The organism is Brevundimonas sp. AVps4 (assembly GCF_058681525.1).
The window spans coordinates 1,588,752-1,599,977 of record NZ_CM178741.1 but is presented as its reverse complement, the minus strand read 5'-3'; the positions used below and the strand labels follow the sequence as shown (position 1 = coordinate 1,599,977).

Sequence of the window (11,226 nt, the reverse complement as noted above, 5' to 3'; positions counted from 1 at the left end):
GTTTCGACGAAGGCGAACGCGCCGGGGCGCGGGCGAACGTCAGGCTCTGGGCGGTCGTTCTGGTCCCGCGGGCGTGCGGGAGGGCCGGTGATCCACGAAAAGAACGGGGTGAGTCGCGTCCGCGCTGACGGCGCGGCTGACCTCGGGCGCGGGCGGCGGCGCCGTGAGGCCGCCATGGTGGCACTGGCAGTGCGTGCAGCCGCGCGGATCGGCGGCGCCCCGGTCGGCGTTGTCCCTGTCTCCGGCGGGGGCGGCGACCTGGGTCGCCGTCACTTCGACAAAGGACGCGCCCGCCTCCTCGGCGATGCAGGCGGCGGCGTCGACCGCTGTCGCCAGGACGAGGAACGACAGGAACGACGCCAGAAGCGTCGCCATCAGTCCTCGTCTCGCCAGGCCCTTGCGCATGGGGCCCTGTAGCACGCGCCGCCGTGTTCGTAACCGCGTCATGGCCGCGCCGCGCGATAGAAGGTGATCGAGCCCGTCAGGGTCGGCAGCACATGAGGTTCGCGAACGCCGACGAAGCCGGCCCCGGCGATCAGGGCGGGCAGGACGCCGTCGGCGTTCGGCTGGGTGTTCTCGTAGCCGTCGAGCGACTGGACGATGCGGAACAGGGTGCGCATCGCGCCCGTCTGTCGCCCGTAGTCGGCGATGTGCAGCGTCCCGCCGGACTTCAGCGCCCGCCAACTCGCCGCCAGGCCGAGACGCTTCTCCTCCATGGGCAGTTGATGGAAGACGAGGCTGGACGCCACCTTGTCGGCGACGCCCTCGCCAACGAGCGAGGCCACGTCGCGCGCGAAGCCCTGGACGAAACGGATCGGCCGGCGGGCGGCTTCCGCCTTCACCGCCGCCCGGCTGAGGATGTCGCCGTCGGGATCGAGGCCGATGATGCGCGCGTCCGGCGCGCGGCGCGCCAGGGACACGGCGAACGATCCGGTCCCGCAGCCGAGGTCGATGATCGTCTCGCCGGCCTCCGGGTCCACCTGGTCGAGCAGTCGGGCGCGCCAGGCCCGCTCCCGGGTCAACAGGGCGATGGCGGGATCGTAGAGGCCGCTCAGGGCGGCGTGGCCGAGCGCGGGGGTGAAGCTCGCGGTCACGCCGCGGCCTTCAGCTCGGCGCGCGATTGTTTCAGGATCGACCAGGCCGACTGCAGGAAGACCACCGCCAGGATCGCCCCCGCGATCAGGTCCGGCCAGCGGGAGGCGGTCAGCCACACCGCCAGACCGGTGCCGGCGACCACCACGCTCTGGATCAGGTCGTTGCGCGTGCACAGCCAGACCGAGCGGACATTGGCGTCGCCCTCGCGGTGGCGGACCAGCAGGAGCGCGGCCAGGGCGTTGGCGAAGAAGCCCAGGGCGCCCAGGCCGGTGATGACGAACCCTTCCGGCGGCGCCCCGGAGGTGGCGCGCCAGATCGCGTAGCCGAGGATGAACAGCGCCAGCGCCGCGAGACTGGCGCCCTTGACCAGGGCCGCTCCGGACCGCACGGCGACCGTGCGCCCGATCACGGCCAGGCTGATGCCGTAGGTGGCGGCGTCGGCCAGGAAGTCGAGGGCGTTGGCCCCCAAGGCGGCCGAGCCCTGCAGGGCCGCGCCGCCGGCGATGGCCAGGAAGGCGGCCCCGTTGATGGCGATCACCGCCATGAGGATGCGCCGATAGGCCGGCGTGGCGCCGTCGAACTTCACGGTCGCGCCGCAGCCGCAGCCGGAGGCCGCCGGTTCAGAGGATAAGGGACGTTCGGTCATGGCTCTCCACCTGTCATCATGAGGATGCATCCTCCAGTCGCCGGAGGATCAAGCGGAAATTCGCGCCCGCGGCCGAACCTCCGGACTCGCCGACGGGTCTTGATCCTCCAGCGACTGGAGGAGTTAGGATGCGGACCGAGCCGGAGCGAACCCACCATGAGGCCGATGAACGCCGAACAGAGAGAGATCGCCGCCCGCTCGGCGGCGGCGATCGCGCTGAGCGCCGCGGCGGTCGCCGCCGCCTGGCTATGGCTGCCGCCCGCGCTGCTCGGCGCCACGCCGGATATGGCGACGGCCGATCGGCTGGCCTACGCGCTGAAGGCGGACCTGCCGGTCTTTCTGTGGCTCGGCGGCTGTCTGAGGGCTGTGGCCAGCATCCGGTTCCGATCGGACGCCGACCGGCCGGGCGCAGCCTACGGGTCGCCCAGCGCCCGGCTGGCCGTGCCGGCCGCCGTACTTCAGAACTCCCTCGAACAGACGGTCCTGGCGGTGGGCGCCCATCTGGTCCTCGCCACCGTGCTGCGGGGCGAGGAGATGATCCTGCTGCCGGTGCTGGTCGCCCTCTATCTGGCCGGCCGGGTATTCTTCGCCCTGGGTTACGCCAGGGGCGCGGCCGCCCGAGCGTTCGGCATGGCCCTCACCGGCACCTCCACCATCGCCGCCTTCGGCGTCGCCCTCGTCCTCATGGGGCTCGGCCGATGATCCCGCGCCGGGTCGCCCTCCGGCCATCCGTCAAACCCGAGACGACACAATGACCCAGCCCTCCCCCGCTTCATCGGGCCTGCGCCCGATCGGCAAGCTCGCCGCCGCCACCGGCGTCAAGGTTCCGACAATCCGCTTCTATGAAGAGATCGGCCTGCTTCCCGCGCCGCCGCGCACCGCCAGCGACCGGCGCATGTATGACGACGCGGCGGAGCGCCGCCTGTCCTTCATCCGGCATGCACGCCAGCTGGGCTTCGACCTGGACTCGATCCGCTCCCTGCTGGACCTGTCCGATCACCCGGACCGGCCCTGCGCCGAGGCGAACGTCATCGCCGAACGCCACCTGGCCGAGGTGAAGCAGAAGATCGCCCAGCTCAGGGCGCTGCAAGGCGAGCTCTCGCGGATGACGGCGGAATGCGCCGGTGGCCGGGTCTCGGCCTGCAAGGTGATCGAAGCCCTGCACGATCACCCGGCGTCGCTTTGAGCGCGACAGTCTCGCGGCGCGAATGCTAATGCGAGCCGCTCACAACTAGGTTTCCCATGCGTCCTCTGTTCCACCTGCTCGCCCTGCTGTTCGCCATGGCGCTGGCTGGCCCCGCCCTCGCCCAGGCCCCGTCCGCCTCGGAGGCCCAGGTGGCCTGGCGGCTGCTCGACTATGTGGCGGTCGACTACGCCGGCGCTGTGGCCGATGGCGAGATCGTCAACCCGGCCGAATACGGCGAGATGATCGAGTTCAGCACCCAGATCCGGACGCGTTTGGACGCCCTGCCGGCCAACCCGGCTAAGGCCGCTCTGGCGCGCGACGCCGCGGGCCTGCAGGCGGCCATCCGGGACAAGGCCGATCCGGCCGTCGTCGGCGCCCGGGCGAAGGCCCTGGCCGGCGCGGTGCTGACGGCCTATCCGAGCCCGCTGGCGCCTTCGTTCCCGCCCGACCTGGCTCGCGGCGCCGCCCTCTATGCCGAGCAGTGCGCTGTCTGCCACGGCGCGACCGGTCGCGCCGACGGCCCGGGCGCCGAGGGGCTCGACCCGCCGGCGATCGCCTTCGCCGACCTGGAGCGCGCCCGCCAGCGCAGCGTCTTCGGCCTCTACCAGGTGATCGACCAGGGGCTGGAGGGCACGGCGATGGCCAGCTTCTCGCACCTTCCGGCCGAGGACCGCTGGGCGCTGGCCTTCTATGTCGGCCGCTTCGCCTTCACCGACGCCGAAGCCGCCGAGGGCAAGCGCCTGTGGGACGGCGATCCCGCGGTCCGTGCGGCCTTCCCCGACCTGGCCGCCCTCACCCAGACCACGCCGGCCGACCTGGCCACCCGCCTCGGCGAACCCCGGGCGCGAGCCCTGACCGCCTATCTGCGGCGTCATCCCGAGGCGGCGGCGCGCCCGGCCGGATCGACGCTGACCCTGGCGCGGACGCGCCTGGCGGAGAGCGAGGCGGCCTATCGCCGGGGCAACCGCAAGGCGGCGACGGACCTGGCGCTGTCCGCCTACCTCGACGGCGTCGAGCCGATCGAGCCGGCCCTCGGCGCCCGGGACAGCGCCCTGATGCGCCGGGTCGAGACCGCTATGACCGAGCTGCGCGTCTCGATCAGCCGGGGCGCGCCCGCCCGGGAGGTCGCGGACCGGGTCGCGCGTGCGAACGCCCTGCTGGACACGGCCGAGCGGGCCCTCGCGCCCCAGGAGGCGGACAATCTCGCCAGCTTCCTCGGCGCCTTCACCATCCTGCTGCGCGAAGGCCTGGAGGCCCTGCTCATCGTGGTGGCGATGATCGCCTTCCTCAGGAAGGCCGAACGCCCCGAGGTGCTGCGCTACGTCCACGGCGGCTGGGTGGCCGCGCTGGTCGCCGGCGGCGCCACCTGGGCGGCCGCGACCTTCTTCATCTCCATCAGCGGCGCCAGCCGGGAGCTCACCGAGGGCTTCGGCTCGCTTCTGGCCGCCGTCGTGCTCGTCTCGGTCGGCATCTGGATGCACGGCAAGTCGCACGCCGACGCCTGGCAGACCTATATCCGCGACAAGCTCTCCCACGCCCTGTCCAAACGGTCGGCCTGGTTCCTGTTCCTGCTGGCCTTCGTGGTGGTCTACCGGGAAGTGTTCGAGACCATCCGGTTTTATGCGGCGATATGGAGCCAGGGCGGCCATGTCGGCATGCTGGCCGGCGCCCTGACGGCGGTGGCGATCCTGGCCGTGGTGGCCTGGGCCCTGCTGGCCTACAGCAAGCGCCTGCCGATCGGCCGGTTCTTCTCCCTGAGCTCGATCCTCATGGCTGTCCTCTCGGTCGTCCTGGTCGGCAAGGGGGTGGCGGCGCTGCAGGAGGCGGGCTGGCTCGATGTCCACCCCCTGGCCTGGATCCCCCGCATCGAGATCCTCGGCCTCTATCCGACCGTCGAAGGCGTCGCCGTTCAGCTGTTGACGATCGCCATCCTCGTGGTCGGCTTCTCTCGGCATGGGACGCCGAAGGGCGCGCGGCCGGCCTCTTGAGCGGCCGTCTCCGTCTGCGGCCCTCAGACTGCGGCCCGTCGGCAAGGATATCGGCGCCGCTTGGGCACGAGGGCGCCGATACCCGAACGATCCGCGGATACCAAAGATGCGGGGCTGCAGCCGATGGCTGTGAGAGCCCAGCCTTGGTGTGCGGAGATTAAGCTCCCTATTCTCCGCACCATGCGCGGAGAATAGCCTTGCTCTTACGGCGAATAACGCCCATATTCTCCGCAAGGAGTGCGGTGAATGGCGGAGTACATCCACGAGATCGAAGGCTGGCCGCGTCTGGACTGGCGCGCTGACGCGCTCGCCGATCGCCTCGCGGCGGTCCGTCACCGCCAGGGCCTTCTACTTGGCCGGATGCATACGCTCGGCTTCGACCTGCGCGCTGAAGCGGTTCTCGAGACCCTCACCGAAGACGTCCTCAAGTCCAGCGAAATCGAAGGCGAACTGCTCGACAAGGATCAGGTGCGATCCTCGATCGCCCGCCGCCTCGGCATGGATATCGGAGCCCTCGCCCCTGCGGACCGCAACGTCGACGGCGTGGTCGAGATGATGCTCGACGCGACCCAGAACTTTGCGTCTCCGCTCACCGAGGACCGCCTGTTCGCCTGGCACGCCGCCCTGTTTCCGACCGGGCGCAGCGGCATGACGAAGATCGTCGTCGGCGCCTGGCGCAACGAGAACTCCGGCCCGATGCAGGTCGTCTCGGGCCCCTTCGGACGAGAGCGCGTGCACTATGAAGCGCCGCCCGCCGCCCGTCTACAGGACGAGATGCGCGCGTTCCTCGACTGGTTCACTGACGAGCCGCGGACGGATCCGGTCCTCAAGGCCGCGATCGCCCACCTGTGGTTCGTGACCATCCACCCGTTCGACGACGGGAACGGCCGGATCGCCCGGGCGATCGCCGACATGGCGCTCGCCCGTTCCGAGAAAAGCGCCCAGCGGTTCTACAGCATGTCCGCCCAGATCCGGCTGGAGCGCAAGGACTACTACGCGACCCTGGAGACGACCCAGAAAGGCGCGCTGGACGTGACCCTCTGGCTGGACTGGTTCCTCGGCTGCCTCGATCGCGCATTCGACGGCGCGGAAGCCACCCTGACCCATGTGATGCGCAAGGCGCGCTTCTGGGAGGCGCTCGCCGGTCAGACGTTGAGCGGGCGCCAGAGCACGGTCATCAACCGGCTGCTCGACGGCTTCGAAGGCAAGCTCACCTCGACCAAATGGGCGGCGCTGACGAAGTCCTCGCCCGACACGGCCTTGCGCGACATCAACGATCTGGTGGATCGGGGCATCCTCGTGAAGGATGAAGGCGGCGGGCGCAGCACGAGCTACTCCCTGGTCGATCGAGGATAGGCGGCCTCCTACGGCGCCGGCGGGACTCTGGGCGGGGCGGCTCCGCTCAAGAAGCGGGTCTCAACAGGGTGAATCGCAATTCGCCACTTCTGGCGAGTTACGCCAAGACGCCAGCTTATTTCCCCAGAAGTGGCGACTTACGACCTTTGCCAAGCGCGCGACGCCCCAAGCCGCCGCCGACGCGGCCTCAAGCCTGACGCGCGATGGCGATAGCCGGGAGATCGGCGGCGGCGTCGACCGGAATTCCGGCCGCCTTGCGCTCGGAATAGCGGTCCACGAGCTGGGACGCGTGGGGCCGGACAAGGATGGTGAAGCGCACCAGTTCCTCCATCACATCGACGATGCGCGCATAGTAGGCCGAAGGCTTCATCCGCCCCGCCTCGTCGAACTCCTGGAAGGCCTTGGCCACGCTGGACTGGTTGGGGATGGTGATCATCCGCATCCAGCGGCCCAGCAGGCGCAGGGTGTTGACGGCGTTGAAGCTCTGGGAGCCGCCCGACACCTGCATGACCGCGAGCGTCCGGCCTTGGGTCGGGCGCATGCCGCCCAGGCTCAACGGCAGATGGTCGACCTGCAGCTTCATCAGGCCGGACACCTGGCCGTGCCGCTCCGGGCTGCACCAGACCATGCCTTCCGACCACAGGGCGTGCTCGCGCAACTCGCGCACCGCCGGATGGTCGTCGTCGCCGGGCGCGCCCGGCAGGGGCAGGTCGGACGGGTCGAAGATGCGGGTCTCGCATCCCATGCGCTGCAGCAGGCGGGCCGCTTCCTCGACGCAGAGCCGCGAGTAGGAGCGTTCGCGCAGCGACCCGTACAGGAGAAGAATGCGTGGCGGGTGGTCGTGCGGACCCAGGCCGCCCGCCGGATCGCTCGACAGAAAAGCCGCGTCCAGGGCCGGCAGATGATCCGGATCCGGCAGCGGCCGCAGACGCGCGAAGGTCATCCGAGATCCTTGGTGAGATAGGCGGCCGAGGCCGGGCAGATGTCCGTGAACTCGCCGGTTCGCCGGATCGCTTCGGGCGCGGTCTCCCGATCGGCGGCGACGAAGCCGCGCCGGATGAAGAAGGGCTCGGCCGTCGTGGTGAGCAGGTGAAGACGTTCCCCGCCCATGTCGCTCGCCACGGCTTCGGCGGCGGTCAGGATGCGGCTTCCGAGGCCTTGCGCCTTCCTGTGGGCGGATACGACCAGGGAGCGCAGCAGCAGGTCCCGCCCCTGCCCTTCCAAGCCGACGTATCCGGCCAGGGCGCTGTCGTCGTCGGCGCGGAAGTAGCGGCCGGCGCCGGGGTCCGGCAGGCCCTCGGTTCTGAGCGCGGCGATCAGACCGGAATCGTTTGCATCGACGCGGTGAAGCCCGATCATCAGACGACGTCCGCCGGCGGGGCGGTGTCCGGGAACCAGCGCCGGCCCATCCACAGCGCGACCGACACCAGCAGGATCAGCACCGGCACCTCGACCAGCGGCCCGATGACCGCCGCGAAGGCCACCGGCGAGGTCAGCCCGAACGCGGCGATGGCCACCGCGATGGCCAGTTCGAAATTGTTCGAGGCCGCTGTGAAGGCCAGGGCTGTGGTGCGCGGATAGTCGGCCTCGATCAGCCTGCCCAGGAGGAAGCTGACCACGAACATGACGAGGAAGTAGATGGTCAGCGGAATGGCGATGCGCAGGGCGTCGAGCGGAAGAGCCACCACCTCGCCGCCCTTGAGGCTGAACATGACCACGATGGTGAACAGCAGGGCGACCAGGGTGATCGGCCCGATGCGCGGCAGGAAGCGGCGCTCGTACCAGTCGGCGCCCCGGCGGGCGATCAGACTGCGGCGGGTCAGGAAGCCGGCCAGGAACGGCAGGCCGAGGTAGATCAGAACGGCGCCGGCGATGGTCCAGACGCTGACGTCGACCACGCTGCCCTGCAGGCCGAACAGCGGCGGCAGGACCGTCAGGAAGATCCAGGCGTAGAGGCTGAAGAACAGGATCTGGAAGATCGAGTTGAAGGCGACGAGCCCGGCCACATACTGGTTGTCGCCCCGCGCCAGCTGGTTCCAGACCAGCACCATGGCGATGCACCGCGCCAGGCCGATCAGGATGACGCCGGTCATGTATTCGGGCTGATCGCGCAGGAAGATGACCGCAAGGACGAACATCAGCACCGGACCCAGCACCCAGTTCTGGAACAGGGACAGGGCCAGCACGCGCCTGTCGGCGAACACGCGCGGCAGCGCCTCATAGCGGACCCTGGCCAGCGGCGGGTACATCATCAGGATCAGACCGATGGCGATCGGGATGTTGGTCGCGCCGACCGAAAGGCTGTCGACCCAGGCGGGAAGGCCGGGAACCAGGGTTCCCAAGGCGACGCCCAGACCCATGGCGGCGAAGATCCACGCCGTCAGCCAGCGGTCGAGGAAGGACAGGCGGCGCGGCGGCGCGGCCTCCGACACGGGCGTATCGATCATCGTCCCACCCGCCGGCCGTCGACGTCGATGACCACCTCGCCGTCCTCCTTGGTGAAGGGTTTGAGGCCCTCAGCGGGCAGAAGGTCAAGCACGGCTTCGGACGGCCGGCAGAGCCTGACGCCCAAGGGACTGACGACGATCGGCCGGTTGAGCAGGATCGGATGGGCCTCGATCGCGTCCAGAAGCTGATCGTCCGTCAGGTCGGGATTCCCGAGCGCCAGTTCGGCGAAGGGCGTGTCCTTCTCGCGCAACAGGTCTCGCAGCGGCGCGCCGGTGCGTTCGGCCAGCCAGGCGACCATGGCGCGCGACGGCGGGGTCTTCAGATACTCGACGACGTGCGGCTCGATGCCGAGGTGGCGAACGAGTTCAAGCGCGTTGCGCGACGTCCCGCAGGCCGGGTTGTGATAGATGACGATGTCCACGGGATCCTCAGGGGCAGCAGGGCGCGAGTTCAGCCAGCAGAGGCTCACACAGGTCCGCCCGGCCCCCGCAGCAGTCCTTGAGCAGGAAGAGGACCAGGTCGCGAAGCCGGTCCAGATCGACCCGGTAGATGATCGACCGGCTGCGACGCTCGGAGCGGATCAGCCCCGCGCGGGTCAGGACGCCCAGATGGGACGACAGGGTGTTGGCCGGGATCGCCAGATGGTTTGCGATTTCACCGGCCGGCAAGCCGCCGGGTTCGTGACGCACGAGCAGGCGGAACGCCTCCAGCCGCGTCGATTGCGCCAGGGCGGCGAGCGCCAGGATCGCGGGTTCGGTTTCCATAGTTCCGAATTAGTCGAAATATGGATATGTGCAAGCCCTCTCCGCGCACAACGCAGTAAGCCTACGGTCGAGAGGTTGGCGGCTAGGCCTGACGCGGTCTTTCGACTTCGATTCCCACGACACTGTGGAGATATTCGATGGCCCAGGCCGAGCCCCCGCTGAAGCGTACGATCAAGAAGCCCCAGTTGCGCCAGATGGTGCCCCTGGCCGACAGCACCATCTGGGAGATGGAGCAGCGCGGCCAGTTTCCGAGACGGTTCCTGCTGACGCCGCGCTGCGTGGTCTGGGATCTCGCCGAGGTCGAGGCCTGGCTCGCGCTTCGCCGGGCCAAGCCGATCCGCAGGGCTCCGCCGCCCGACGTGCGCAAGCGGGTCAGCCGACCGGTCAGAGCCGCGGATCGAAGCGAGGACCGGCCGTTTCCGGGATGACGAGCACGGGCGTGAACGCCCGCCCGGCCTCCCAGGCGTCCACGGCGTTCGACCACTCCTGGGCCATGTGACGGCGCTGGGCCTCGAACTCGGCCTTGTTGTAGACGCCGCGGGACGACCGCTCCTCGTGGGCCAGACATTTCTCGATCCAGTCCGAGTTGAAGCCCATCTCGTGCAACAGCGTCGAGGCGGTGCGCCGCAGGTCGTGGACCGTGAAGGGCTCCAGCGGCAGGTCTCGCTCGCGCGCCCGCTCGGCGATCGCCGAGGTCACCCGGTTGAAGGTCGCCCGCGACATCGGCGCGTCGGCGTCATAGCGCGAGGGCAGGATGTAACGGGAGTTTCCGGCGCAGGTCTTCAGCGCGATCAGGATGTCGAGCATCTGGGTCGAGAGATAGACGTTGTGCGGCCGCGACCGCTTCATCCGCTCCTTCGGAATCGACCAGACCGCATTGGCGAAGTCGACCTCGTCCCAGACGCCATCCTGCAGCTCACTCTTGCGAACCATGCTCAGCAGGATGAACTTCATGCCGAGGCGGATCGTCGGCAGGGTCGCCACCTCCCCCAGCAGGCTCAGCGCGATCCGGATCTCCGTTGGCGACAGCGACCGGTCACGTGGCCGGAAGGTGGCGATCGAGGCCGGCCCCACCCCGTCGGCGGGATTGTCGATCTTCTCCCCGTGCAGGATGGCGTAGGCGTATATCTGTTTGACGATGTCGCGCACGTGCACGGCCGTCGCCGGCGCGCCCCGCTCGACGATCGTCTTGCAGTGGGCGCGAAGATCGTTGGGGGTGATCTCGTTCAGCAGGCGGGTGCGCCATTGAGGCAGGATTTCCCGGTTGAAGATGGACCGCCGCATGTTGCGGGTGCTGTCCGCCATCGGAGCATGATCCATCCATCGGATCGCCACCTGCTCGAACCTCTGGGCCTCCTTCAGCCGGCGCTTGACCCGCTGCTTGTCCAGCGCCGGCGAAACGCCTTCGGCGATCTGGCGCTTCGCCTCGACCAGCTTCTCCCGCGCCCTGGCGAGCGAGAGCCCGGTCGGGCCGTAGGCGCCGAACGTGACCGTCTCGCGCCGCCCGTTGAAGCGGTAGTCGTACTTGAAAGCGATGCCGCCTGTCGGTGTTACGAGGACGTACAAACCGTCCCTGTCGGTCTTTTTGTAAGGCTTCGTTTTTCCACGTGTATTTCGCAATTCAGCGTCGGTGAGCATGCCGTTTTCACTCCAAAAGACCGTCAGGCGTTTTCGGGACCTTTCGGGATCTTTTTCCTCAGCCAAATCCGCAGCTTGGCTCAGAAAAAAGACCGTCAGGACGCC

Annotated in this window: 14 protein-coding genes; 5 read left to right on the top strand and 9 right to left on the bottom strand. The window is 69.1% G+C overall.

The genetic code is table 11. The annotated features are described in order from the left end of the window. Positions 1 to 39: 39 nt before the first annotated feature. The 3 genes from ACW178_RS07885 to ACW178_RS07875 all read right to left on the bottom strand — a co-directional run bounded on the left by ACW178_RS07885 (position 40) and on the right by ACW178_RS07875 (position 1,741). A complete protein-coding gene (locus ACW178_RS07885; protein ID WP_184272777.1) occupies positions 40 to 375 on the bottom strand; it encodes a hypothetical protein in 336 nt (111 codons plus the stop codon). Between the two features lie 68 nt (positions 376 to 443). Continuing rightward, positions 444 to 1,094 carry a class I SAM-dependent methyltransferase gene (locus ACW178_RS07880; protein ID WP_191558084.1) on the bottom strand — a complete coding sequence of 217 codons (651 nt, stop codon included), beginning with the start codon at positions 1,092 to 1,094 and terminating at the stop codon, positions 444 to 446. Further along, positions 1,091 to 1,741, bottom strand: a complete 651-nt coding sequence (locus tag ACW178_RS07875) for a cation efflux transmembrane domain-containing protein (RefSeq protein WP_184272770.1) — start codon at positions 1,739 to 1,741, stop codon at positions 1,091 to 1,093. The genes ACW178_RS07880 and ACW178_RS07875 overlap by 4 nt, the downstream gene beginning before the upstream one ends. Before the next feature lie 156 nt (positions 1,742 to 1,897). On the opposite strand from ACW178_RS07875, the gene ACW178_RS07870 reads away from it, so the two are divergent. The 4 genes from ACW178_RS07870 (at position 1,898) to ACW178_RS07855 (ending at position 6,271) form a co-directional block, all read left to right on the top strand. Then, complete coding sequence (locus ACW178_RS07870) at positions 1,898 to 2,443, top strand: MAPEG family protein (protein ID WP_184272767.1); 546 nt, start codon at positions 1,898 to 1,900, stop codon at positions 2,441 to 2,443. Between the two features lie 49 nt (positions 2,444 to 2,492). Next, positions 2,493 to 2,927, top strand: a complete 435-nt coding sequence (locus tag ACW178_RS07865; protein ID WP_184272764.1) for a MerR family transcriptional regulator — start codon at positions 2,493 to 2,495, stop codon at positions 2,925 to 2,927. A gap of 56 nt (positions 2,928 to 2,983) precedes the next feature. Then, on the top strand, positions 2,984 to 4,915 hold the full coding sequence (locus ACW178_RS07860; protein WP_492024448.1) for an FTR1 family protein: 1,932 nt from the start codon (positions 2,984 to 2,986) through the stop codon (positions 4,913 to 4,915). 246 nt (positions 4,916 to 5,161) lie between these two features. After that, positions 5,162 to 6,271: a Fic family protein gene (locus tag ACW178_RS07855; RefSeq protein WP_492024447.1), complete on the top strand. Its 1,110-nt coding sequence runs from the start codon at positions 5,162 to 5,164 to the stop codon at positions 6,269 to 6,271. A gap of 187 nt (positions 6,272 to 6,458) precedes the next feature. On the opposite strand, the gene arsH is transcribed toward ACW178_RS07855, so the two are convergent. From arsH to ACW178_RS07830, 5 genes are read right to left on the bottom strand one after another with little or no spacing between them, the layout of a single operon-like run. Beyond that, positions 6,459 to 7,214, bottom strand: a complete 756-nt coding sequence (gene arsH, locus ACW178_RS07850) for an arsenical resistance protein ArsH (RefSeq protein WP_184272753.1) — start codon at positions 7,212 to 7,214, stop codon at positions 6,459 to 6,461. Then, positions 7,211 to 7,630, bottom strand: a complete 420-nt coding sequence (locus ACW178_RS07845) for a GNAT family N-acetyltransferase (protein ID WP_184272733.1) — start codon at positions 7,628 to 7,630, stop codon at positions 7,211 to 7,213. Before ACW178_RS07845 ends, arsH begins: the two co-directional genes overlap by 4 nt. Continuing rightward, positions 7,630 to 8,718, bottom strand: a complete 1,089-nt coding sequence (arsB, locus tag ACW178_RS07840) for an ACR3 family arsenite efflux transporter (RefSeq protein WP_184272728.1) — start codon at positions 8,716 to 8,718, stop codon at positions 7,630 to 7,632. Before arsB ends, ACW178_RS07845 begins: the two co-directional genes overlap by 1 nt. Next, the gene (gene arsC / locus ACW178_RS07835; protein WP_184272725.1) at positions 8,715 to 9,140 is read right to left on the bottom strand and encodes an arsenate reductase (glutaredoxin); all 426 of its coding nucleotides are present in this window, start codon (positions 9,138 to 9,140) and stop codon (positions 8,715 to 8,717) included. Before arsC ends, arsB begins: the two co-directional genes overlap by 4 nt. Before the next feature lie 7 nt (positions 9,141 to 9,147). Continuing rightward, a complete protein-coding gene (locus ACW178_RS07830) occupies positions 9,148 to 9,483 on the bottom strand; it encodes an ArsR/SmtB family transcription factor (protein WP_184272722.1) in 336 nt (111 codons plus the stop codon). Positions 9,484 to 9,620: 137 nt separating this feature from the next. On the opposite strand from ACW178_RS07830, the gene ACW178_RS07825 reads away from it, so the two are divergent. Further along, on the top strand, positions 9,621 to 9,911 hold the full coding sequence (locus tag ACW178_RS07825; protein ID WP_492024446.1) for a helix-turn-helix transcriptional regulator: 291 nt from the start codon (positions 9,621 to 9,623) through the stop codon (positions 9,909 to 9,911). Here the strand turns inward: ACW178_RS07825 and ACW178_RS07820 are convergent. Further along, on the bottom strand, positions 9,868 to 11,121 hold the full coding sequence (locus ACW178_RS07820; protein WP_191558081.1) for a tyrosine-type recombinase/integrase: 1,254 nt from the start codon (positions 11,119 to 11,121) through the stop codon (positions 9,868 to 9,870). The genes ACW178_RS07825 and ACW178_RS07820 overlap by 44 nt on opposite strands. Positions 11,122 to 11,226: the final 105 nt, after the last annotated feature.

Bases quoted from the DNA above. Each gene is read 5' to 3' on its own strand.
- arsB (WP_184272728.1), bottom strand. From the start codon at position 8,718: ATGATCGATACGCCCGTGTCGGAGGCCGCGCCGCCGCGCCGCCTGTCC.
- ACW178_RS07865 (WP_184272764.1), top strand. From the start codon at position 2,493: ATGACCCAGCCCTCCCCCGCTTCATCGGGCCTGCGCCCGATCGGCAAG.
- ACW178_RS07875 (WP_184272770.1), bottom strand. From the start codon at position 1,741: ATGACCGAACGTCCCTTATCCTCTGAACCGGCGGCCTCCGGCTGCGGC.
- ACW178_RS07825 (WP_492024446.1), top strand. From the start codon at position 9,621: ATGGCCCAGGCCGAGCCCCCGCTGAAGCGTACGATCAAGAAGCCCCAG.
- ACW178_RS07830 (WP_184272722.1), bottom strand. From the start codon at position 9,483: ATGGAAACCGAACCCGCGATCCTGGCGCTCGCCGCCCTGGCGCAATCG.
- ACW178_RS07870 (WP_184272767.1), top strand. From the start codon at position 1,898: ATGAGGCCGATGAACGCCGAACAGAGAGAGATCGCCGCCCGCTCGGCG.
- ACW178_RS07820 (WP_191558081.1), bottom strand. From the start codon at position 11,121: ATGCTCACCGACGCTGAATTGCGAAATACACGTGGAAAAACGAAGCCT.
- ACW178_RS07860 (WP_492024448.1), top strand. From the start codon at position 2,984: ATGCGTCCTCTGTTCCACCTGCTCGCCCTGCTGTTCGCCATGGCGCTG.
- arsH (WP_184272753.1), bottom strand. From the start codon at position 7,214: ATGACCTTCGCGCGTCTGCGGCCGCTGCCGGATCCGGATCATCTGCCG.
- ACW178_RS07845 (WP_184272733.1), bottom strand. From the start codon at position 7,630: ATGATCGGGCTTCACCGCGTCGATGCAAACGATTCCGGTCTGATCGCC.
- ACW178_RS07885 (WP_184272777.1), bottom strand. From the start codon at position 375: ATGGCGACGCTTCTGGCGTCGTTCCTGTCGTTCCTCGTCCTGGCGACA.
- ACW178_RS07855 (WP_492024447.1), top strand. From the start codon at position 5,162: ATGGCGGAGTACATCCACGAGATCGAAGGCTGGCCGCGTCTGGACTGG.